Origin of the sequence: Olleya namhaensis, assembly GCF_900114005.1 — a bacterium.
Lineage (GTDB): Bacteria > Bacteroidota > Bacteroidia > Flavobacteriales > Flavobacteriaceae > Olleya > Olleya namhaensis.
The window spans coordinates 112,612-134,092 of record NZ_FORM01000002.1 but is presented as its reverse complement, the minus strand read 5'-3'; the positions used below and the strand labels follow the sequence as shown (position 1 = coordinate 134,092).

Here is a 21,481-nt window from a genome sequence, read left to right as displayed (position 1 = left end):
TAGATGTTGAGTTAATTGTTATATAATAATTTTAATGCTTTATCTGAAAAATTATAGGTGTAATTACGGTGCTAATATGTTTTTATTTTCTTCTAGAGCTTTTTTTGTTGCTGTATAACCTAAATTAAAAATAGCATCTATACTATTCATGTCAAAAGTGCCGTAATTATTTAACTCTTGCGGGGAGATAATTAAAGCACAACTAGGAAATTTTAGCATAGACTCTGATGCAACTTTAATTTTATAAGCTCTTTCTACAACACTATAAGAATGTTTTAAATCGTTAATGCTTATTTTTTTTAACGGATTAACATAGATGCCTATAATTTTCTTGCAGTCTTTTTGTAAAGGTTCTACCGGAAAATTGTTTAAAGTACCTCCATCAATATAAAATTTACCATTAATCTCAGTTGGGGTAAAAACACCAGGGAAAGATGCTGACGCAATAATAGGTTTTATAAGTTGTCCTTTGTCAAATATTTTTAATGTACCATCGATTACATTGGCAGCTGTAATGTATAGGGGTTTTTTTAAAGCTTCAAAATTATCAATTGGAAAATAGGTTTTAAGGTCGTCATAAAATTTTTCAGAGTTTATAAAACCAGGTTTATTTCGGGCATATCTTGTCGTTTGAAATATGGATATGTTTTTAAAAAAGGCTAACATTTCTGACCAACTGACCTCTGCAGCATATAAAGCGCCAATAATTGCGCCTGCACTTGTTCCAGAAATATGTGTTGGTGTAATCCCATACTCCTCTAATGCTTTTATTGCACCTATATGTGCAGCACCACGAGCGCCTCCTCCAGAAAGAACTAAACCTGTATTCATTTTATAAGTTGTGTTAGTTAAAGTAAAGGTAGTGCGTTGGTTACATATAAATAATGATTATTATCAGTTGCTTATAGTACAGGACTAAATACTTTTGCTAACCCTTCCTTCAAGCGGTCTGTTTTGGGTCTTTTAAGATGTTGTTTATAGTTCATTGGACTACTTTTATTACAGTCTTTTAAAAAATCTTGTTTAAGGTCTATCGTTATTTTACTATCGTATATAAGTGTATTTACTTCGTAGTTTTGCTCAAAGCTTCTAATGTCTAAATTAGCAGTTCCTATGGAGGTTAAGGCATCGTCTGATATAATAACTTTGCTGTGTAAAAAACCATCAGGATATAAATAAATTTTAACACCCGCTTCTAATAGGTCTTCAAAATAGGCACGAACATTCCATTTGACTAAGAAGCTATCGGAATTAGTGGATAGCAAAAGCCTAATATCTACACCGCTCATGGCAGCGACTTGCATGGCCTCCAATATAGCTTCTCCGGGAATTATATACGGATTGGTTATATACACATAATCTTTAGCATTATTTATTATAGAAAAATAGAGTTGTTGTACCGAAGAAAAATCAGAATCAGGGCCACTAGCAACAATTTGTGCTATAGATTGTCCTGGTGCAGTGTGTTTTAATATGTATTTAGTGCTTAGTAAATTATCTGTGCCACTAGCAAAACTCCAGTCCATTGCAAATACCGCTTGTAAACTATTAACTATTGTCCCTTTTAATTGCAAGTGCATATCGTACCAGTTTCCTAAAACAGGATCTCCAATGACATATTTGTCAGAGACATTAATGCCACCAGTAAAACCTATACGACCGTCTACAATTACAATTTTACGATGGTTTCTATAATTAACAGAAGAGAGTAGATGCCCAAATGTCATGGGTAAAAAAACATAGACTTCTATACCTTCTTTCTTAAGACTATTAATGTAAGTTTTGCTTAGTGATCTGCTGCCTAGCGCATCATATAGAAAACGAATCTCGACACCAGTTCTCGCTTTTTGAATTAAAATGGATTTAAATTTTTCGGCTAAATCACCATCTTCAAAAATGTAATATTGAAGATGAATAAATTTTTCAGCATGCTCTAAAGCTTGGAAAATAGCTTTAAAAGTCGCTGCCCCATTTTTTAATGGAAGTAATGCGTTGCCTAATGTAGGTGTAAATTTAGAGCCTTTAGTTATTAGTTTAGCTAACTTAATGTGTGTTTTAATAGCTTTTGGGATGGTCGTGTTTTTATCGTTATCCAATGTGCTATAATAAGCTTCAACTTTTTCGTAATATTCAGCTATCGCCTTAGTTTTTTTAAGTGTATAAAATTTGTTTTTCCTTCTGTTTCTTCCTAACACAAAGTAAAACAGCATACCACCAATAGGGACTGTGAAAATAGCGAGTAACCAAGCTAGTGTTTTAGTGGGTCTGATGCCATAAATTAATAGTTTCCCCATTAAGAAAAAAGCTAAAAGAAAATATAGAATAATGGCTATTGTCATAGTCTAATGATTGCTTTTTCTTATTATTTCAAACTGAATAAGTCCTCCATCTATAGTGGCTTTGGTTAAAAGTCCGTTTTTGTAATAGTATAAATTTTCATTATTGCTTGCATTTACTTTCTTATATATATGGTTTCCCATGGCTATTATGGTATTAAAATCCCCATTTTGTTCAGAATAGCAAGTCGTGATGTTTTTGGGTTCTTCAAAATACAACTGGACAGTAGCATAGGAGATGGCGTTAGTAATTGTAGCTTCATTCTTCCCATTTTTAATGACTTGGTAGTTAGTGTCATCCCATTCTGTAATAGTCTTAGCATGTGATTTTTCATTTACTGTAATGTTTACATTGGATTGCTCTAACGATTCAGAATCAAAAATGACGTCGTATTTATAATTAACTCTAATTTCTTTTATGATTTTTGCATTAATACTAGTCGAGCTTTTATAATAAGTTTTAGAGTCCTTGATTATTTTAGTTGCTTTTAGGCTGCCAATTACTTTTTCGTTACGAATAACATCAAACAATATTTTTTCTTCAGAAGTGTACAAATCGCTTCCTAAGGTTATAAAACAGACAATAAGCACTAAGTTCTTGATCATAAAATGTTGATTCTAAATTTATTACTAAAGGTTTAAGTGGCAAATTAACAATTTTAAAAACAAGTAAAACTGACTTGCGTCATTTCAGGAGGCTTTTACTATGTCTACCTTTGTCATTGTTAACACTTAATAATAGGGTAAACGTGTTAAATACAATTCCTAAACATAATATTATATCTGTTTTATGAAACGACTATTTAAAAAAACAACTTATTTGGTTTTAATACTATTAATATCTTCTTGTAATACTTCAAAAAAAGAACAGAAAATTATTGATCAGAGTGAGGCGGTTAAAGAAGATAAATTATATACAATAGATACTGAAGGTGTTTTGGTATCATGGACTGCATATAAGTTTACCGATAAGCTAGGGGTAAGTGGTCAGTTTGATGATTTTAAGTTTTCTGGAACTAATAATGCAGCAGCTATTGAGTCGTTATTAAAACAGGCTAAAATAGAAATACAAACGGCTTCTGTTAATTCTAATTTAGAAATAAGAGATACCAAATTAGTCGACTCTTTTTTTAAAGTATTTAATACAGATACTATTTTAGGAGCTGTAGTTGAGGCAGATCAAGGTAAAGGCGTTTTTAATTTGAAGATGAATAATAGGACGCGCCCGTTAGAATGTGCCTATTTATTTAAAAATGACACCATAACATTGTCTGCAAAAATTGATTTAAATATATGGCAAGGAGAAAAGGCTATGCAGTCTTTAAATAAAGTGTGTTATGATTTACATACCGGAACAGACGGGATTTCAAAATTGTGGCCTGATGTAGATGTACAAATCAAATTACCTGTTAATACAAAATAAGGTTTTAATTGATCTTAAGTAAGTGGTATAGTTAACTCTAATTTTAATAGAAAAAACATGAAAACAGAAAAAAACTTAGGAATATGGATGGATCATTCCACCGCAAATCTGATTGATTTAGAAGTCCAAAATGCAAATAAAACTATAGATTCAAAATTTAATTTTAACACTAAAGAAGAAGCATTGAGTAGAAGCGAAAACTTGATGCATAATAAGCGACAGCAAATGAATGACGCTTATTATAAACAAATTGCAAATGCTATTTTAAACTATAATAATGTGGTGTTATTTGGACCAACAAATGCAAAAACAGAATTGTATAATGTCTTGAAAAAAGATTTGCATTTTAAGGATGTTAAAATTGATGTTGAACCAGCTGATAAGATGACAGACCACGAGAAAAGTGCTTTTGTGAAAAAACATTTTGAATAGAACGTTCTATTTTAAACGATCTATAACTTTAATTTTCGATAAAATAAAAAAAACCGATGAAGCTAACTTCATCGGTTTTTTAATATAAAATTGTGTCCCCTTGTATTGGGTGACTGATTTTGTTTAACTTATTTTAAAGTAATAGGAAACTCAGCAACTGTAGTATCCCATCCAATTTTTAAATGTACTGTGTTTTCTGAAGCTTTATAAAGTGAAACAGATAAATTTTCGATCTCTTTCTCACTTTTTGTAACAGGAACAGTTACACTAGCAACATCTTTGCTAGAATCGTATCCGTAGTTACCCCAACCATCTAATTCAGTATTTAATTTTAAAGTCCATTCTGTAGCAGTAGGAATAATAATTACTGTGTAACGTCCAGCTTTAATCTCTTTTCCACCAAAAGTAACGTCGTTGTTAAATAAAATTTCAGTAGACTCATTAGCTCCAACTCTCCAAGCTTCACCAAATTTTAGTAATTCACCAAAAACAACTCTTCCTTTTTTAGCAGGACGCGAGTATGTTACACGTATTTGTGGTTCTGCTGCTTTTTTCTCTGCATCGTCTTTTTTAAAGGTTCTGTGTGGTGCATCACTTGGGTAGTAAGCACGGTCCATTGGGCTTTTGTCCATTTTAGCAAACTCTTGTGCGTTTACAGTTGACCCTGTTAATACAATTGCGATAATAAATAGTAATTTTTTCATGTCTAGTTTTTGTTTAAATTAATTATGTTCTCAGTTTTTATTTTTGAAAGTTCTTTTAGTTGCCCAGCTTCAAAAAGGACTGGTAAGTCTTTTAATGGTGTGCCCACTTTTGCTTCGTAGTTTATGTAATCTTGAAACGTTATACCGTCAATAACTCTTGGGCTGTAAGCGCTTCTAAATCTTACACCACCATCATTTACATTATAGCTATACGCCAAATAGTCAATTTTTTTAGTGTCTATATTTATCCAATAGTAAAATTGGTCGTCATGGTCTTGCCCGCCACCAGCTTCATTAAATGTAACTTTTATAGCATCGTAATTTTGGTCTTTGATGGTAAGACTTTCCACGTAAGTGCTATTAACAGCTTTGTCATTTAACTTGTAAGGCAATGTTGCAAAATAAATTACAGAATTAATTGCACCAGTTCCAATTGCAATGTCCTTATCAGATAGTGCTACTGACTTATTGTTTATGGTGCGTGTAAAGACGTTATTTTTTAATACATCTTTGATACTGTCTGATTTTTTTTTGTAACTTTTAATGTATGTATAATCCGTTCCGTTGTTTTTAAACTGATACTCAATACCTCTAAAACTAAAAGCATAATGTGCTGTATTATAAAGGTCACCACCATGCGCTAAAATAGTTTGGTTTAAAAGTTTTTGTGCCTTGCTTAACGTTACAACTGGAGTTGTAGTAGTAGGTTTAGTGGTAATAGTTTCAGTTTTGTTTTTATCTTTTGTATTGCAAGAGGTGATCAAGACTAGAGATAAAAATAGTATAACTGATTTAAGTGTTGTCATTTATTAAATTTTGCATGAAACTACAATTTTTGTCGTTTTTATGTCAAGACCTTTCAGTTAATTAATAAAACTTTAAGACATTGTCATTAATTGATATAACCTTTGTGATTGTTTATATATTATATAAAAATTTTACTTTTGTAGCATGGTAGATAATTTTGAAAACGAATATTTTGGAATCGGCATCCAAAATGGTAAAACACCTGAGAATTTAGGTGTACTGTGGCGTACAGCACAAAATCTAGGCGCAAGTTATATTTTTACTATTGGTAATAGATATGCTAAACAGGCGTGTGACACACATAATGCGGTAAAGGCAATGCCCTATTTTCACTATGCCACGTTTGAGGAGTTTTATAACAACATCCCAAAAGGTGCTAGATTGGTTGGTGTGGAGCTAGATGATACTGCTGTAGATCTAGAAACCTTCCATCATCCTAGACGTTGTGTTTATTTATTAGGTGCTGAGGATCATGGATTATCTAAGCAAGCCATAGAGAAAAGTCACTTTTTAGTTAAATTTAAGTCCCCTTTAAGTTTAAATGTATCCGTTGCCGGAAGTATTGTGATGTACGATAGAGGAATAAACAAACCAAGGTCGTAACTTTGCGGTCTATTAAATAAGATTAAGATGGCACATAAAGCAGGTTTTGTAAATATTATTGGTAATCCAAATGTTGGTAAGTCAACACTTATGAATGCGTTTGTAGGCGAAAAACTGTCTATAATAACGTCTAAAGCACAAACAACAAGACACAGAATTCTTGGTATTGTAAATGGTGAGGATTTTCAGGTTATATTAAGTGATACGCCAGGGATTATCAAACCGGCTTACGAGCTGCAAGCCTCTATGATGGATTTTGTAAAGTCCGCTTTTGACGATGCTGATATCTTAATTTATATGGTAGAGATTGGTGAAAGAGAATTAAAAGACGAAGCGTTTTTTAATAAAATCACTAACGCTAAAATTCCAGTATTATTATTACTTAATAAAATTGATAAATCTAATCAAGAGCAGTTAGAAGAACAAGTGCAATCTTGGGCTACTAAAGTTCCAAATGCAGAGATTATTGCAATTTCTGCTTTAGAAGGGTTTAATGTGAAAGAAATTTTTGACAGAATTATTGAATTATTGCCAGAATCTCCAGCTTTTTATCCAAAGGATCAATTAACAGATAAGCCAGAACGTTTTTTTATAAACGAAACTATTCGCGAAAAAATCTTAATGCATTACAAAAAGGAAATCCCTTATGCGGTTGAGATTGATACTGAAGAGTTTTTTGAAGAGGATGAAATTATTCGTGTGCGTTCTGTAATAATGGTAGAGCGTGAGACTCAAAAAGGAATTATTATTGGGCACAAAGGAAGCGCATTAAAACGCGTAGGTGTAGAGGCTAGAAAAGATTTAGAGAAATTCTTTGGAAAACAAATTCACTTAGAACTTTACGTTAAAGTAAATAAAAATTGGAGAAGCAATCAACGTCAATTAAAACGTTTTGGTTACAATCAATAAAAAAATAAAACAGATATTTAAAAGGCTTTAGTTAATTACTAAAGCCTTTTTTTATGCGTCTAAAACACCACTCATAAAAGTATAGAGTGCTGTCATTTCGGTTTGGTTTGATGTTTTGCTCATGCGTCCGGCAAAATAAAGTATAAACCATAATAGTGTCGTCCCAACAATACCCCAAACCTGAAGTTGGTAATCTACTTTTAAGGCGTAGTTAGAATAAGCCCAAATACAAAAGGCGATAAAAAAACCTGCAACTATAAAATGTAAAAACATAAATAAAGTCCAAACGGTTGGGTTGGGACCAAACAATCCGTAGAGTTGACTTTTATTGTTTTCTAGATCATTTATCTCTAAATGTAGCTGTGGCGACCAAAAATGTTGCTGTGCTTTGGGTAATTTAATAAAAACATGATCGTCTATTCTAGAAACAATAAACTGACTTTGGTCATGTCTTTTAGCTTCAAAAGCATCTAAAACACTGGTATGTTGTTTGTTTAGCTCTATTTTAAATCGTGGACGAAGCACGACTTCATTTAAATTTTCGTTCATAATTATCTCATAATGAAAGTAAAATACTATTTTTTCTCGAACTAAACACTACCTTTGCACGCGCTTACAGGATATGTAATGCATAAAAATATAAATTATGAGTAGTATAGTAGCTATAGTAGGAAGACCAAATGTAGGTAAATCAACATTTTTTAATCGTTTAATCCAACGTCGTGAGGCTATTGTTGACGCTGTTAGTGGTGTAACAAGAGATAGGCATTACGGAAAAAGTGATTGGAATGGTAGAGAGTTTTCTCTAATTGATACAGGTGGTTATGTAAAGGGAAGTGATGATGTTTTTGAAGCAGAAATCGATAAACAAGTAGTTTTAGCAATTGAAGAAGCTGATGCTATTATTTTTATGGTTAATGTGGAAGACGGTGTTACTGGAATGGATGAAGATGTTGCTAGATTATTACGTAAAGTAACTAAGCCTGTCTTTTTAGTTGTAAATAAAGTAGATAACGGTAAGCGTGAAGAAGATGCTGTCGAGTTTTATAATTTAGGATTAGGAGAGTATCATACTATTGCAAGTATAAACGGTAGTGGTACAGGAGATTTATTAGACGATTTAGTAAAGGCTTTACCTGAAGAAGAGGAAGAAGAAGTAGAAGAAGATGCAATACCACGTTTTGCTGTAGTAGGACGTCCAAATGCAGGAAAATCTTCTTTTATTAATGCTTTAATTGGTGAAGAAAGATATATAGTAACAGATATTGCAGGTACTACAAGAGATGCAATTGATACTAAATACAACCGTTTTGGTTTCGAATTTAATTTAGTTGATACAGCCGGAATTAGAAAAAAATCAAAAGTTAAAGAAGATTTAGAATTTTATTCTGTAATGCGTAGTGTACGTGCTATAGAGCATGCAGATGTATGTTTATTAGTTGTAGATGCTACCAGGACGTTTGATGGGCAAATTCAAAATATTTTTTGGTTAGCACAACGTAACAGAAAAGGTATTGTAGTTTTAATTAATAAATGGGATTTAGTAGAAAAAGATCATAAGTCTACTAACGAATATGAGAAGCATATCAAAAAGCAATTAGAGCCTTTTACAGATGTGCCAATTATCTTTATTTCTGCATTAACAAAACAACGTATTTTTAAAGCTATTGAAACTGCTGTTGAAGTTTACAACAACAGAACAAAACGTATTAAGACTAGTGAGCTTAACGAAACTCTATTACCAATAATAGATAATTACCCACCACCAGCTTATAAAGGTAAATTTGTTAAGATTAAGTATATTATGCAATTGCCAACACCGCAACCTCAATTTGCTTTTTTCTGTAACTTACCACAATATGTACGTGAAGGTTATAAGCGTTATTTAGAAAATAAATTACGTGAACTTTATGATTTTAAAGGTGTTCCGATTAGTGTTTACATGCGTAAAAAATAATCGTTCTAAATTACTTTTAAGTTTTTCTTAAGACTAAGAATAAGATTACAAGTTTATTTTCGTTGAAAATCTAAGGGCTTTTTATTAAGCCCTTTAATATCAACCAAAACCAAAATGCGTTATCTAATCTTAATTTGCACTTTTTTGTGCACAGTATCCTCATTTAGTCAATCCAAACAATTTATTATAAGCGGTCAAGTATTTGACGACTTAGATCAAGCACCCCTTGAAGCAGCAACAGTCTATCTAGAGCGTATTAAGGATAATAGCTTGGTAACTTATACCATTACTGAAAAAGATGGCGTCTTTAGTATGGAGGACGAGACATCTTTAGATAGTTTAAACCTTCTAGTGTCTTATGTTGGTTATAAATCTTACAAGAAAAAAATAGCAATCACTTCAGGGCCTATTAATTTAGGAGCTATTAATTTACAAATTAGTAATGCCTTAGATGAGGTTGTTATTAAATCTTCTGCACCTGTTACAATCAAAAAAGATACTCTAGAGTTTAATGTTAATTCCTTTAAAACAAAAAAGGACGCAACAGTTGAGGATTTACTTAAGCAACTACCTGGTGTAGAAATTGATGAAGAAGGCAAAATTAAAGTTAACGGTAAAGAGGTTAATAAAATCTTAGTTAACGGGAAGCCTTTTTTTGGAAACGACCCGTCTATTACTATAAAAAATCTTACTAAAGAGATTATTGATAAAATCCAAGTAGTAGATACCAAAACCAAAAGTGAAGCATTTACTGGAGAAGAAGGCGATAAAGAAAACAAAACTATAAACTTAACGATTAAGGAAGAAAACAATAAAGGTGTTTTTGGACGTGTTGCAGCGGGAGTAGGGACTGATGATAGATATGAGTTTGCAGGAATGTTTAACCGCTTTGATAATGATCAACGTGTAAGTGTATTGGTTGGAGGTAATAATATAAACTCTCCAGGTTTTAGCTTTGGCGAAATCAAAAAAATGTTTGGTAGTGGCGGACGTAATACTAGCTTTAGTAGCAATGGATCTTTTAGTATTAATGGTCGCCAATTTGGAGGTGGAGAAGGGATTACAACTTCTAAATTAGGAGGTGTGAATTATGCAGATGCCATAGGTAAAAAAACAGAAGTAGCTGCAGATTACTTTTATTCTAATAGTAATTCTGAAAACAAATCAGCTTCTCAACGAGAAACTATTTTATCGGACTCTAGATATTTTTCTAATTCAAGTTCTCAATCTAGTAACGATACCCAAAGTCATTCTGTAAATTCTGATTTTGAGATAAAATTAGATTCTACATTTTTTATTAATATAAAACCATCATTTTCTAGATCTACAAGTACAACAGATTATACAAGTCAAGACGAAACCTTAGATCAGGATTTAATATTAACTAACCAATCAGCTTTGCGCTCTTTTGTAGAGAATAAGTCTAACAATTTTTCAAATCAAATTTCTGCTACTAAAAAGTTTGGAACCAAAGGTGCCTTTCTAAAATTTGGAGTAGATAATGGTTTTAGTAATAGTGAAAGTGATGATTTTATAAATTCAAATACTGAGGTTTTTGGAACTGATCCAGAAACAATAGACCGTAATCAATTTACAGATGGTGATAATGATAGTAATACGCTTAAAACAGATGTAAGCTTTAGGTTGCCAATTAAAACCAAAGTGTTTTTTGTGAATTTTAATTATGAATATCAATATAATAAAGATAAGAATAAGCAAAGCACATTCGATTTTAACGAGGTTTCAAATGGTTTTGACACCTTTAATACTGCGTTAAGTACAGATTTTGAATACACAGACACTAGAAGTTCTCCTGGAGTAAGTTTAAGCTACCGTAAGGAAAAATGGTCAGCACGATTTGGTGCAGATTATGTGATGCGCACCTTAAAAAATCAGGATGGTTTGAGACCTGAATTTAATGTAGAACGTGATTTTAATACAGTCGAATTAAACTCTAATTTTAATTACAGATTTAGTAAAAAGGCATCGTTTTATTTAGGGTACAGGTTAAGAAATAGACCACCTTCTGTAAGGCAGTTACAAACTTTTGAAGATGTTTCTAATCCTTTAAACACCATTGTAGGTAATCCAAATTTAGAGCCTACAAATCAACATAGTTTATATATGGGTTTTAATGCTTATAACTGGAAAGAACGCACTGGGTTTTATGTTTACGCCAATATGGAAAAAAGTCAAAATGCAGTAGTATCAAGAACAACAGTTGATGCAGAGACGTTAAAGCGTACAACAACTTATGACAATGTAGATGGTAATTACAATGGGTATTTTGGAGTTGATTTTAGTAAGAAATTTAAAATAGATTCTTTGCAAACAGTGAGGCTGAAAATAGGTAATTGGTCTAATTTTTCTAAAAACATTAATTATAATAATGATGTGCAATATGCTAGTAACGTGTTAGTATTTAATCCTAATGTAGGGGTTGATTATGTTTACAATGATGTGTTTGAGTTTAAGCCACGTTACCGAATTACATTAACAAATAATATGTATGATATTGATGCTTTTGAAGATAGAAACTTTACGTCTCATAATTTAGATTTAAATTCCGCTTTTTTCTTACCAAAAGGATTTGAATGGCGAAATGATATAACCTATAATTACAATGCTAATATTGCGGATGGCTTCCAAAAAGACGCTTGGTTCTGGAATGCTAGTGTGGCTTATTCTGTATTAAATGATAAAGGCTTGGTAACTTTAAAGGTTTATGACTTATTAAATCAAAATACTAATGCAAGACGCACGGCTACTAATGATTATATCCAAGATACACAAAGTACAGTATTGCGTCAATACTTCATGCTTAATTTTAGTTGGAAGTTTAATAGCTTAGGATCTAAAGGAGAAACTAAAGATAGCGGAATGTATTTTATGGATTAATTATTGTAATTTTATTTTATGAGAAAATATTTTATACTAGGAGTATCATTGTTATCCTTTGCAGTTCAAGCTCAAGACATGCCTTCTAATCCAAAAGCGGGGAAGTGTTATGTAAGATGTTTAAGTGAAGATAATAAAATAAGTGATTGGGAAGAGCTTAATTGTGACTTGATGAGCTTTCAGGAATTGAAATTAGAAAATATTAAATCTGGTGCTTTTAGCGAAAATGACAAAAAAAATATTAAAAGTGTTTTAAAATTATTAGATAGAAATTTAAACGTTGAAATCAGAAGTCATTTTGATTCTAACGGGACGGAAGATTATAATATTGAGCAATCTAAAAAGACAGCAAAATTGCTTTTAAATTATTTGTTTTCAAATAAAGAGACTATAGATTCAAAACAAATTAGAGTTTTAGCTGTTGGGAATACTATGCCTTTACAAGAGTGTGCTGAGACTGATAATTGTTCTTTGGTCTATAATAAAAATACTAGATTTGAATTTAGAGTCATTAATCGATTACCTGATCCTAAAGAGGGCTTTGAGTGGTTTTTTGAAGAAAAAACAAAAACTTGGGTTCAAATTGAGATTTAGTAAACTGTTAGTGTGATTAATTAATCCATTCTTTTTAAAAGAAACACCATTTCAATAATCAAATAAGCCATAGCAGAAATAATCTGTTATGGCTTTTGTGTTTTACAACTATTGATATAATTAGTAATGAGTTTTAAACTGATACTTGAGATTGTATTTTTGTTGTCTGTAGTTTTAGAGTTTATCTGTCTGAAGATATTTGTAATACGTTATAAATTGCTTGTTTAAAGTAATTGACTTCATAACGGGTTACCACCCACCTGAAGCACCGCCACCTCCAAAGCCTCCGCCTCCGAAGCCTCCACCAAATCCACCACCTCCAGAAGAACCGCCAAAACCGCCTCCTCCAAAGCCTCCAGAACCACTTCTGTAACCACCACGACCGGAGTTACTTAATATAATGGCTTCAAGGATACTTCGTGTTGAATTGCTACCGCCACCAAAATTATCAGTACCATTCCCGCCTCGTCTGTTTTTAGATATCGAAATTAAAATGATGATAAAAATAATGACTAAAAAGAAAATGATACCTATTGGAAACTCTTCTGATGTATCATTTTGACGAGAACCTTTATACTCACCAGTCATAACCTCAAAAATAGCATCGGAACCACGATTTAAGCCACCGTAATAGTCGTTTTGCTTAAAAAAAGGTATAATGTCTTGTTGGATAATACGACTAGCTAAGGCATCGGTTAATAAGTGTTCTACACCATAACCCGTACTGATATTTATTTTTCTATCGTTACGTGCTAGAAGTATAAATATACCGTTGTCTTCTTTTTCTTGACCAATACCCCATTCGTGAGCCCAATTAGTCGCTAAATAGTTAATGTATTCGCCTTGTGTAGACGGTATAATGGCCACCACTATTTGTGTAGATGTGGTGTCGGAATAACGTATTAGTTTGTTTTCTAAAGTGCTTTTTTGTGCAGGTGATAATAAATTAACGTAGTCATAAACACTAGTTTGTCCACCATTAGCTTTGTCTGGTTTTGGCGGAATTTTATATTGCGCAAAACCATTACTAACCCAAAGCAATAAACATAATGTAACAAGATGTCTGGCTATGTGTTTTAAAGTTTTTGGACTAACTGTTGACCACTGATTACTTAATATCATCCTTTAGAAATAGTGTTTGATAACTCATTTGTATTGTTATCCTCAACCGGAAAGTGTTTTTTTAATTGTTGACCAGCGTGCAAGATTCCGTCAACTAACCCTTGTTTAAAATTGGCGTTTTTAAAATGAGTTTCTATGACAGTTTTAGTGTCGTCCCAAAATGTTTTAGGAACCACTTTATTGATGCCTTCGTCGCCATAAATACTAAACTTATGGTCATCTACAGCAACATATATTAAAACACCATTGCGATGTTTTGTGTTATTCATTTTTAAAACCGAGAATACTTGTAATGCGCACGCCTCAACGTTATCATTACAAGTACGCTCGATATGTACTCTTATTTCGCCCGAGGTCTCATCTTCGGCTAACCTAATAGCTTCAACAATTTCCTGTTCTTCAATAGTCGTTAAAAATGATTCAACTTGATCTTGCATAAATTAAAATTGTACTTTAGGTGCATTTTCACTTCCTGGAGAAGATTTAAATAAACCAAGTGCGCCTTTGTTAATGTAGTCTGCAACATAGCTAGTTGGGAATTTTGCAATAAAGATATTGTAAGCTCCTGCTAAATTGTTAAATCTGTTACGCTCTACATTAATTCTGTTTTCTGTACCTTCTAATTGGCTTTGTAATTCTAAAAAGCTTTTGTCAGCCTTTAAATCAGGGTAACGCTCTACAGATACTAATAGTCTAGATAAAGCACCACTTAAACCTTGTTGTGCTTTTTGAAATTGTGCAATATTTTCTGGAGAAATAGCACTTGCATCTACATTAATTGTAGGTTTAGTAGCTTCTGCTCTTGCTTTTATTACAGCTTCAAGTGTTTCTTTTTCGTGATCTGCATATCCTTTTACAGTAGCAACAAGATTAGGTATTAAATCCGCTCTTCTTTGGTAAGAACTTTCTACGTTTGCCCATTGTGCGACAGCAACACCTTCTTTTTCTATAATTTCGTTGTTAACTCCAATTCCCCATCTAAATAATGCAAAAGCAAGGATTCCGATGATAATAATAGGGATAAGTAATTTTTTCATAGTCGAAGATTTTTTAGTTCCGTTTTCTGGCAGTTGTTTATAGTTCATTTTTTAATTTTATTAATTGTGCTTTAACACCTTCCAATTTAGTTATAATTTCAAAATTATCTAGTGTTTTCTTTTTTTCTTCTTTTAAATGTGTTTTTGCACCGTCTAACGTAAAGCCACGTTCTTTTACTAAATGATAAATTAGTTGCAAGTTTTTGACATCTTCGGGTGTAAATTTACGGTTTCCTTTTTCTGTTTTCTTTGGTTTTAAAGCATCAAATTCTTTTTCCCAGAATCTAAGTAACGATGTGTTGACATCAAATGCTTTGGCAACCTCACCTATGGTATAATACCGTTTTTCTGGAAGATTAATAATCATTAATCTAGAGATTGATTTTCTAAAGAAGCACGCTCCAATAGTTTATTAAATTCTTCAGGAGATAAACTTCCGTAGTAAAAGTTTATAGGGTTGATACGTTCTCCGTCTTTAAATATTTCGTAATGTAAGTGTGGTGCTTCAGAGCGACCAGTACTACCAACAAACCCAATTAAATCGCCACGTTTAACACGCTGGTTTTTTTGTACATTATATTTAAATAAATGCGCGTATAAAGAGACATAACCATAACCATGGTCAATTCTAATATGATTACCGTACCCTGCAGAGTTACTGTCTGCACGTTCTATTTTACCGTCTCCAGAAGCGTAAACAGGTGTTCCTCTTGGAGATGTAAAATCCATCCCCCAGTGCATTTTTCTTAATTTAGTAAAAGGATCAGATCGCATACCGTATCCAGAAGCCATACGTGTCAAGTCCTCGTTACTTACGGGTTGTATTGCTGGAATAGCTAGTAGTAATTTTTCTTTTTCTTCAGCTAAAACCGCTATTTCATCTAAAGATTTAGATTGCACAACAATACGTTTTAGTAATTTATCAATACGTTGGCTGCTACTTATAATTAATTCCGAATTATCGTAACCATCTAATTTTTTATAACGATTTACACCACCAAACCCAGCTTTACGTTGCTCTTCAGGTATTGGGTTAGCTTCAAAATATAAACGGTAAATAGCATTGTCGCGATCTTCAATATTGGCTAAGACTGTTTCTGCCTCTTCCATTTTTTTATTAAGTAAATCAAACTGTAACTCTAAGTTTGATAATTCTCGTTTTAACGCTTTTTCTTTGGGCGATTCAAAGTAGTGACCACCAATAAAAACAAACAAAAAACCGAATAAGGCAGCAGCAATTAAGAATAAAGATATAAACTTAAATGTGCGTCTTTTTCTACGCTCTATTTTTTTATAAGAGAGCGTTTCAGAATCATAATAATATTTTACCTTACTCATTATCTAATTTATACTATTTTTGTAGTTATTAAAACTGAATTTTTCAGTTGATTAAAATAGTAACGAATAACAAATATATAAATTGTTTTAATAAGCGTTAAGCTTATGCTAACAAGATTATCAACATTACAATATGAATTCTCAAGACATACGCGCAACTTTCCTTAAGTTTTTCGAAGATAAAAAGCACAGTATAGTGCCATCTGCACCAATGGTGTTAAAGGATGATCCAACTTTGATGTTTGTAAATGCCGGAATGGCACCTTTTAAAGAGTATTTTTTAGGAAATAGTGAGCCTAAAAATAATCGTATAACAGATAGTCAAAAATGTTTACGTGTTTCTGGTAAGCATAACGATTTAGAAGAAGTTGGTTATGATACTTACCACCATACATTATTTGAAATGTTAGGTAACTGGTCTTTTGGTGATTACTTTAAAAAAGAAGCTATTGCTTGGGCATGGGAGTTATTAACGGAAGTATATAAAATTGATAAGGATATTTTATATGTTACCGTTTTTGAAGGTAGTGATGATGACGATAACCTTAAAATGGATACGGAAGCTTATGATATTTGGAAACAATATATTAGTGAAGACCGTATTTTAAAAGGAAATAAAAAAGATAACTTTTGGGAAATGGGAGAACAAGGACCTTGCGGACCTTGTAGCGAAATCCACGTAGACATTAGATCTGCGGAAGAAAAAGCAAAAGTAGATGGTAAAACTTTAGTTAACGAGGACCATCCGCATGTTGTGGAGATTTGGAACTTAGTTTTCATGCAATACAACCGTAAAGCAAATGGAACGTTAGAAGGGTTACCAAACAAACATATTGATACAGGTATGGGGTTTGAACGTTTATGTATGGTGTTACAAAACGTACGATCTAACTACGATACTGATGTTTTTACACCTATTATTAGAGAAATAGAAGCTATAACAGGTAAAGATTATGATGTAGACGAGAAAGTGGATATTGCTATTCGTGTAATATCTGATCATGTACGTGCAGTCGCATTTTCTATTGCAGACGGGCAATTGCCAAGTAATACAGGAGCGGGGTATGTAATCCGTCGTATTTTGCGTCGTGCAGTACGTTATGGATTTACATTTTTAGATAAGAAAGAACCATTTATTTACCGTTTAGTTAATGTTTTAACGGAAAAAATGGGTGCTGCATTCCCTGAATTAAAAGCACAAAAACAATTAATAGAAAATGTAATTAAAGAAGAAGAAGCCTCTTTTTTAAGAACATTGGATCAAGGTTTAGCTATTTTAGATCGTATTGTAGATAATGCAACGGATAAGCAAGTGTCTGGTTCTAAGGTTTTTGAGCTTAAAGATACCTATGGTTTTCCTGAAGATTTAACTGATTTAATTTTAAGAGAAAAAGGATTCTCTTATAATAAAGGTGAATTTAATAAGCGATTAAAAGAACAGCAAGGAAGAGGTCGTGAGGCATCAGAATTAAAGTCTGATGATTGGACTGATTTAATTGAAGATGAAGATCAAGAATTTATCGGATACGATCAATTAGAAGCTAAAGTAAAAATCACAAAATACCGTAAAGTCGTTTCTAAAAAAGATGGCGAAATGTATCAACTAGTCTTTAATTTAACACCGTTTTATGCAGAAGGTGGAGGGCAAGTTGGAGATAAAGGTTATATTCAAGCAGGTAATGGTGATGTGTTTTATATCGTTGATACTAAAAAGGAGAATAACATTATTATTCACTTAACTAAAGAGTTGCCTCGTGATGTAAATCAAGTGTTTATTGCTAAAGTAGATGCTAAACAACGTTACAGAACAGAATGTAATCATACAGCAACACACTTATTGCACCAAGCATTAAGAGAAGTTTTAGGAGAGCATGTGGAGCAAAAAGGAAGTGCGGTACACTCTAAATATTTGCGTTTTGATTTTTCTCACTTTTCTAAGTTAACTGTAGAAGAATTACGTGATGTAGAAAACTTTGTAAACTCTAGAATAGAAAGTAAGTTGCCATTACAAGAAGGACGTAATGTGCCAATGGAAAAAGCTATTGAAGAAGGGGCTATGGCGTTATTTGGCGAAAAGTACGGCGATGCTGTACGTACCGTTAGATTTGGTCAATCTATAGAGTTGTGTGGTGGGACGCACGTGGATAACACTGCAGATATCTGGCATTTTAAAATAGTGTCTGAAGGCGCAGTTGCTTCTGGAATACGCCGTATTGAAGCAATTACAAACGATGCAGTTAAGTCTTATTATCACGAAAATAATAGATCATTCTTTGAAATGAAAGATATGCTTAACAATGCGCAAGAGCCTGTTAAAGCATTACAAAATTTGCAAGATGAAAATACAGGCTTAAAAAAGCAAATAGAACAATTACTTAAAGATAAAGCTAAGAATATAAAAGGCGAACTTAAAAACGAAATCACAGAAATAAATGGGGTTAACTTTTTAGCTAAGCAATTAGATTTAGATCCTTCAGGAATTAAAGATTTATGTTTTGAGTTAGGTAGCCAGTTTGATAACTTATACTTGTTATTTGGTGCAGAAAACGATGGAAAAGCAATCTTGTCATGTTACGTATCTAAAAGTTTGGTAGAAACTAAGTCGCTTAACGCAGGAACTATTGTAAGAGAATTAGGGAAACACATCCATGGTGGAGGTGGTGGGCAACCATTTTTTGCTACAGCAGGAGGTAAGCATCCAGAAGGTATTGTTAATGCTTTAGAGGCTGCTAAAGGGTATATTTCTTAATTAAGAATAGACTATCAGAATTAATAAACAAGTAAAGGAACTAAAAGAAATAATTTATGAAAAAGCGTTGGTTGTTACTTTTAGTTTTTTTTCCTTGTATGTTGTTTTGTCAAGTAAGCCAGTCGATTAGTTTTGATACGTTTGATAATGGTTATGTGTTTTGCGAATCTGTAGATTTAGAGGGCAATACAAAATGGGTGAAAACAGTTTTGTCACCTTCAAAAGCACAAGTTTTGCAAATCCAAAAACAATTAAATTACTTAGGTTATAACTTGAGTGAGACAGGTATTTTGGATGATGAAACTAAAAAGCAATTAGAACAGTTTAATTTTGATGTCGGTTTAGGTAAGTACCCTTATATTTTGTTTAAAACAGAAAAAAAGCTGAAAAGAAAATGTTTAAAAAAACAAAGATCTAATTGAATCTTCAAACCAAAATACCATTACAAAAGCAAGAAAGTAATCTAATAAGCTATAACTCGAAAGTGTTTTTATTGGGGTCTTGTTTTGCGGAAAACATTGGTGAAAAATTTGAGTATTTCAAGTTTCAGCATTATGTTAATCCGTTTGGTATTTTATTTCATCCTGTGGCTATTCATAATTTGGTTATTAATGCATTAAGTGGGAAGAAATATGCGGATACGGATGTATTTCTTAACAACGAGCAGTTTCATAGTTTTGATGCACATTCAAAATTAAGTCAACATACAAAAAGTTTATTATTACATCAGCTTAATGCGGCGTCTCAAAAAACGGGTCATTATTTAAAGCAAAGTTCTCATGTGGTTATCACTTTAGGTACAGCATGGATTTATCGTTATATAAAGACTAATAAAATAGTTGCCAATTGTCATAAAATTCCGCAGCAGCAATTTCAAAAACAAATATTAGGTGTGGATGTTATCGTGGCTGCACTTCAAGCTATTATAACGGAGGTTAAAAAAGTTAATCCTACGGTTAATTTTATTTTTACAGTATCTCCTGTAAGACACATTAAGGATGGTTTTGTGGAGAACACACAAAGTAAATCACATTTAATAACAGCTATTCATAAAGTTCTGGGCAGTCAATCGCATTATTTTCCATCTTATGAAATTATGATGGACGAGCTGAGGGATTACCGTTTTTATAATCAAGATTTTATTCATCCAAGTCCATTAGCAGTCGATTATATTTGGCAACGCTTTAATGATGTTTGGATTGCCGATTCTGCAGAAAAAATTATGACAGAAGTCGATGTTGTACAAAAAGGAATACAGCATAAACCATTTAATCCTAACTCTGAAGCACATCTAAAATTTAGAGAACAATTACAAAATAAACAAGAAAGTTTAGTTCGTCGATTACCTTATATTAAATTCGAATGATTCGCAACCTATTGATATGTAAGCGATTTAGTACAAATGATGTTTACAACAGATTAATATCCGGTTTAACGAATAAAAAATATTTTAACGTAAAGTAGCGCTACTTTTATCGAGCTATTAATCATATATTTCAATTAAACACCAAATCAATAATCTGCTTCTGTAGTTTTTGTTTTGGTGTTTTTTTCTTTTCTAAAATTTTTAACTTCACGTTGTAGATAAATTCAAAATCTAATAGTACTTTTATTATATGCGAAAAATAATTATTGGTATAGTAATAGCATTTGTTCTGTCGTTTGTTTTAAAAAAATGTACAGAAGGTAGTGCAGACAGAACTGTTATTAGAGAGCACTCTGCTTTAATACAAAAACAAATTAATAATGTTGGTAAGCTAATAGTGACTGAAGGCTATTTTAGTGATGCATACAGTTATAAAAGCTCCAAAGCATTATTTGCTAACTTAACATCAGATAAGCAAGCGTTAGTTATAGTAAATGCTGAGGTAACCGTTGGTTACGATTTAAGTAAGATCGAATACCAAATAGATAGTGTAAATAAGGTGTTGAAGATTACTAAAATCCCTAAGGAGGAATTAAAAATCTATCCTAAATTAGAATATTACGATGTAGAAAGTGGTTACCTTAATGCTTTTAATCATGACGACTATAATAAAATACAGGAAACGGTAACCGCACGAATCCGTAAAAAAGTAGAGGCGTCTAACTTGCGTATAAATGCTAAAAACAGGTTAGTAAGTGAGCTGTCTAAATTTTATATTTTAACCAATAGTTTAGGGTGGACGTTACAGTATAATGACAGTAAGATTGATAACGAAGACCGATTGGAAATATTAAAACTATAATTTTCCCGATAGGCTTTGCCAGCCACCACCATTCATAACCTCGACACCATTACTGCGTAAAATAGCTGCAGCACTACCAGAGCGCATACCACTTGCACAACAAGTAATAACAGGTTTGTCCCATTGTTTTATCTGATTAATTTTGGCTTGGACTTGCTGTAACGGAATATGTTTTGAGCCTGGAATAGCGCCAGAATCATATTCTGCTTTAGAGCGCACATCTAAAATAATAGCGCCTCTATCTGTAAATTCTTTTATTTTGTTGGTTTTATTCCCAAAAAGAAAACTGAAAAATCCCATAGTATAATGTTTCCTTCAAAGTTAATAAATTTAGAAGATTTAAA

The 21,481-nt window shown here is 32.4% G+C and carries 23 protein-coding genes; 11 read left to right on the top strand and 12 right to left on the bottom strand.

Annotated elements, in window-relative coordinates; all coding sequences use genetic code 11:
• Positions 1–63: 63 nt before the first annotated feature.
• The 3 genes from BMZ09_RS03665 to BMZ09_RS03655 form a co-directional block, all read right to left on the bottom strand.
• Positions 64–831 (bottom strand): patatin-like phospholipase family protein, encoded by a 768-nt coding sequence (locus BMZ09_RS03665; protein WP_090837606.1) that lies wholly within the window; start codon positions 829–831, stop codon positions 64–66.
• Between the two features lie 71 nt (positions 832–902).
• The gene (cls, locus tag BMZ09_RS03660) at positions 903–2,339 is read right to left on the bottom strand and encodes a cardiolipin synthase (protein ID WP_090837605.1); all 1,437 of its coding nucleotides are present in this window, start codon (positions 2,337–2,339) and stop codon (positions 903–905) included.
• Positions 2,340–2,342: 3 nt separating this feature from the next.
• A complete protein-coding gene (locus BMZ09_RS03655; RefSeq protein WP_090837603.1) occupies positions 2,343–2,942 on the bottom strand; it encodes a DUF6134 family protein in 600 nt (199 codons plus the stop codon).
• Between the two features lie 184 nt (positions 2,943–3,126).
• Between BMZ09_RS03655 and BMZ09_RS03650 the strand changes: the two genes are divergently transcribed.
• The gene (locus BMZ09_RS03650; RefSeq protein WP_090837602.1) at positions 3,127–3,759 is read left to right on the top strand and encodes a YceI family protein; all 633 of its coding nucleotides are present in this window, start codon (positions 3,127–3,129) and stop codon (positions 3,757–3,759) included.
• 57 nt (positions 3,760–3,816) lie between these two features.
• Positions 3,817–4,191: a hypothetical protein gene (locus BMZ09_RS03645; protein ID WP_090837600.1), complete on the top strand. Its 375-nt coding sequence runs from the start codon at positions 3,817–3,819 to the stop codon at positions 4,189–4,191.
• A gap of 128 nt (positions 4,192–4,319) precedes the next feature.
• On the opposite strand, the gene BMZ09_RS03640 is transcribed toward BMZ09_RS03645, so the two are convergent.
• Positions 4,320–4,895, bottom strand: coding sequence for a DUF2911 domain-containing protein (locus BMZ09_RS03640; protein ID WP_090837598.1), 576 nt, complete (start codon positions 4,893–4,895; stop codon positions 4,320–4,322).
• Between the two features lie 2 nt (positions 4,896–4,897).
• On the bottom strand, positions 4,898–5,701 hold the full coding sequence (locus BMZ09_RS03635; RefSeq protein ID WP_090837596.1) for a DUF6503 family protein: 804 nt from the start codon (positions 5,699–5,701) through the stop codon (positions 4,898–4,900).
• Positions 5,702–5,846: 145 nt separating this feature from the next.
• Here BMZ09_RS03635 and BMZ09_RS03630 point away from each other — a divergent pair, with 145 nt between their 5' ends.
• Together BMZ09_RS03630 and era are read left to right on the top strand one after the other, a co-directional pair.
• Positions 5,847–6,305, top strand: coding sequence for an RNA methyltransferase (locus BMZ09_RS03630; RefSeq protein ID WP_090837593.1), 459 nt, complete (start codon positions 5,847–5,849; stop codon positions 6,303–6,305).
• 27 nt (positions 6,306–6,332) lie between these two features.
• A complete protein-coding gene (gene era / locus BMZ09_RS03625) occupies positions 6,333–7,214 on the top strand; it encodes a GTPase Era (protein WP_090837591.1) in 882 nt (293 codons plus the stop codon).
• 51 nt (positions 7,215–7,265) lie between these two features.
• On the opposite strand, the gene BMZ09_RS03620 is transcribed toward era, so the two are convergent.
• Entirely contained in the window at positions 7,266–7,763 is a 498-nt protein-coding gene (locus BMZ09_RS03620) for a GTP-binding protein (protein WP_090837588.1), read from the bottom strand.
• A 97-nt stretch (positions 7,764–7,860) separates the two neighbouring features.
• Between BMZ09_RS03620 and der the strand changes: the two genes are divergently transcribed.
• The 3 genes from der (at position 7,861) to BMZ09_RS03605 (ending at position 12,663) form a co-directional block, all read left to right on the top strand.
• Positions 7,861–9,171, top strand: a complete 1,311-nt coding sequence (gene der / locus BMZ09_RS03615) for a ribosome biogenesis GTPase Der (RefSeq protein ID WP_090837586.1) — start codon at positions 7,861–7,863, stop codon at positions 9,169–9,171.
• A 114-nt stretch (positions 9,172–9,285) separates the two neighbouring features.
• Positions 9,286–12,069: an outer membrane beta-barrel protein gene (locus tag BMZ09_RS03610; protein ID WP_090837584.1), complete on the top strand. Its 2,784-nt coding sequence runs from the start codon at positions 9,286–9,288 to the stop codon at positions 12,067–12,069.
• 18 nt (positions 12,070–12,087) lie between these two features.
• Positions 12,088–12,663, top strand: coding sequence for an OmpA family protein (locus BMZ09_RS03605; protein WP_090837583.1), 576 nt, complete (start codon positions 12,088–12,090; stop codon positions 12,661–12,663).
• 249 nt (positions 12,664–12,912) lie between these two features.
• On the opposite strand, the gene BMZ09_RS03600 is transcribed toward BMZ09_RS03605, so the two are convergent.
• Genes BMZ09_RS03600 through BMZ09_RS03580 form a run of 5 tightly spaced genes read right to left on the bottom strand, consistent with a single transcriptional unit; the run spans position 12,913 to position 16,160 of the window.
• Positions 12,913–13,785: a TPM domain-containing protein gene (locus BMZ09_RS03600; protein ID WP_090837581.1), complete on the bottom strand. Its 873-nt coding sequence runs from the start codon at positions 13,783–13,785 to the stop codon at positions 12,913–12,915.
• The gene (locus tag BMZ09_RS03595) at positions 13,782–14,222 is read right to left on the bottom strand and encodes a TPM domain-containing protein (protein ID WP_090837579.1); all 441 of its coding nucleotides are present in this window, start codon (positions 14,220–14,222) and stop codon (positions 13,782–13,784) included. Before BMZ09_RS03595 ends, BMZ09_RS03600 begins: the two co-directional genes overlap by 4 nt.
• A 3-nt stretch (positions 14,223–14,225) precedes the next feature.
• On the bottom strand, positions 14,226–14,870 hold the full coding sequence (locus tag BMZ09_RS03590; protein ID WP_317042592.1) for a LemA family protein: 645 nt from the start codon (positions 14,868–14,870) through the stop codon (positions 14,226–14,228).
• Positions 14,860–15,189: a MerR family transcriptional regulator gene (locus BMZ09_RS03585; protein WP_090837577.1), complete on the bottom strand. Its 330-nt coding sequence runs from the start codon at positions 15,187–15,189 to the stop codon at positions 14,860–14,862. Before BMZ09_RS03585 ends, BMZ09_RS03590 begins: the two co-directional genes overlap by 11 nt.
• Positions 15,189–16,160 carry a M23 family metallopeptidase gene (locus BMZ09_RS03580; RefSeq protein ID WP_090837575.1) on the bottom strand — a complete coding sequence of 324 codons (972 nt, stop codon included), beginning with the start codon at positions 16,158–16,160 and terminating at the stop codon, positions 15,189–15,191. Before BMZ09_RS03580 ends, BMZ09_RS03585 begins: the two co-directional genes overlap by 1 nt.
• Positions 16,161–16,293: 133 nt before the next feature.
• On the opposite strand from BMZ09_RS03580, the gene alaS reads away from it, so the two are divergent.
• The 4 genes from alaS (at position 16,294) to BMZ09_RS03560 (ending at position 21,137) form a co-directional block, all read left to right on the top strand.
• A complete protein-coding gene (alaS, locus tag BMZ09_RS03575; RefSeq protein ID WP_090837573.1) occupies positions 16,294–18,909 on the top strand; it encodes an alanine--tRNA ligase in 2,616 nt (871 codons plus the stop codon).
• 56 nt (positions 18,910–18,965) lie between these two features.
• On the top strand, positions 18,966–19,331 hold the full coding sequence (locus BMZ09_RS03570) for a peptidoglycan-binding domain-containing protein (protein ID WP_090837571.1): 366 nt from the start codon (positions 18,966–18,968) through the stop codon (positions 19,329–19,331).
• Positions 19,328–20,275: a GSCFA domain-containing protein gene (locus tag BMZ09_RS03565; RefSeq protein WP_090837569.1), complete on the top strand. Its 948-nt coding sequence runs from the start codon at positions 19,328–19,330 to the stop codon at positions 20,273–20,275. Before BMZ09_RS03570 ends, BMZ09_RS03565 begins: the two co-directional genes overlap by 4 nt.
• A gap of 250 nt (positions 20,276–20,525) precedes the next feature.
• Positions 20,526–21,137, top strand: a complete 612-nt coding sequence (locus BMZ09_RS03560; protein WP_090837567.1) for a DUF4230 domain-containing protein — start codon at positions 20,526–20,528, stop codon at positions 21,135–21,137.
• On the opposite strand, the gene BMZ09_RS03555 is transcribed toward BMZ09_RS03560, so the two are convergent.
• Positions 21,132–21,437, bottom strand: coding sequence for a rhodanese-like domain-containing protein (locus tag BMZ09_RS03555; RefSeq protein ID WP_090837565.1), 306 nt, complete (start codon positions 21,435–21,437; stop codon positions 21,132–21,134). The genes BMZ09_RS03560 and BMZ09_RS03555 overlap by 6 nt on opposite strands.
• Positions 21,438–21,481: the final 44 nt, after the last annotated feature.

What these genes read in the sequence shown, in the direction of transcription:
- BMZ09_RS03655 (WP_090837603.1), bottom strand. Translation starts at nt 2,942, where the DNA reads ATGATCAAGAACTTAGTGCTTATTGTCTGTTTTATAACCTTAGGAAGC.
- BMZ09_RS03560 (WP_090837567.1), top strand. Translation starts at nt 20,526, where the DNA reads ATGCGAAAAATAATTATTGGTATAGTAATAGCATTTGTTCTGTCGTTT.
- der (WP_090837586.1), top strand. Translation starts at nt 7,861, where the DNA reads ATGAGTAGTATAGTAGCTATAGTAGGAAGACCAAATGTAGGTAAATCA.
- BMZ09_RS03600 (WP_090837581.1), bottom strand. Translation starts at nt 13,785, where the DNA reads ATGATATTAAGTAATCAGTGGTCAACAGTTAGTCCAAAAACTTTAAAA.
- BMZ09_RS03585 (WP_090837577.1), bottom strand. Translation starts at nt 15,189, where the DNA reads ATGATTATTAATCTTCCAGAAAAACGGTATTATACCATAGGTGAGGTT.
- BMZ09_RS03635 (WP_090837596.1), bottom strand. Translation starts at nt 5,701, where the DNA reads ATGACAACACTTAAATCAGTTATACTATTTTTATCTCTAGTCTTGATC.
- BMZ09_RS03595 (WP_090837579.1), bottom strand. Translation starts at nt 14,222, where the DNA reads ATGCAAGATCAAGTTGAATCATTTTTAACGACTATTGAAGAACAGGAA.
- BMZ09_RS03570 (WP_090837571.1), top strand. Translation starts at nt 18,966, where the DNA reads ATGAAAAAGCGTTGGTTGTTACTTTTAGTTTTTTTTCCTTGTATGTTG.
- BMZ09_RS03610 (WP_090837584.1), top strand. Translation starts at nt 9,286, where the DNA reads ATGCGTTATCTAATCTTAATTTGCACTTTTTTGTGCACAGTATCCTCA.
- BMZ09_RS03555 (WP_090837565.1), bottom strand. Translation starts at nt 21,437, where the DNA reads ATGGGATTTTTCAGTTTTCTTTTTGGGAATAAAACCAACAAAATAAAA.
- BMZ09_RS03580 (WP_090837575.1), bottom strand. Translation starts at nt 16,160, where the DNA reads ATGAGTAAGGTAAAATATTATTATGATTCTGAAACGCTCTCTTATAAA.
- era (WP_090837591.1), top strand. Translation starts at nt 6,333, where the DNA reads ATGGCACATAAAGCAGGTTTTGTAAATATTATTGGTAATCCAAATGTT.
- BMZ09_RS03640 (WP_090837598.1), bottom strand. Translation starts at nt 4,895, where the DNA reads ATGAAAAAATTACTATTTATTATCGCAATTGTATTAACAGGGTCAACT.
- BMZ09_RS03620 (WP_090837588.1), bottom strand. Translation starts at nt 7,763, where the DNA reads ATGAACGAAAATTTAAATGAAGTCGTGCTTCGTCCACGATTTAAAATA.
- BMZ09_RS03665 (WP_090837606.1), bottom strand. Translation starts at nt 831, where the DNA reads ATGAATACAGGTTTAGTTCTTTCTGGAGGAGGCGCTCGTGGTGCTGCA.
- BMZ09_RS03590 (WP_317042592.1), bottom strand. Translation starts at nt 14,870, where the DNA reads ATGAACTATAAACAACTGCCAGAAAACGGAACTAAAAAATCTTCGACT.
- BMZ09_RS03650 (WP_090837602.1), top strand. Translation starts at nt 3,127, where the DNA reads ATGAAACGACTATTTAAAAAAACAACTTATTTGGTTTTAATACTATTA.
- BMZ09_RS03630 (WP_090837593.1), top strand. Translation starts at nt 5,847, where the DNA reads ATGGTAGATAATTTTGAAAACGAATATTTTGGAATCGGCATCCAAAAT.
- alaS (WP_090837573.1), top strand. Translation starts at nt 16,294, where the DNA reads ATGAATTCTCAAGACATACGCGCAACTTTCCTTAAGTTTTTCGAAGAT.
- BMZ09_RS03645 (WP_090837600.1), top strand. Translation starts at nt 3,817, where the DNA reads ATGAAAACAGAAAAAAACTTAGGAATATGGATGGATCATTCCACCGCA.
- cls (WP_090837605.1), bottom strand. Translation starts at nt 2,339, where the DNA reads ATGACAATAGCCATTATTCTATATTTTCTTTTAGCTTTTTTCTTAATG.
- BMZ09_RS03605 (WP_090837583.1), top strand. Translation starts at nt 12,088, where the DNA reads ATGAGAAAATATTTTATACTAGGAGTATCATTGTTATCCTTTGCAGTT.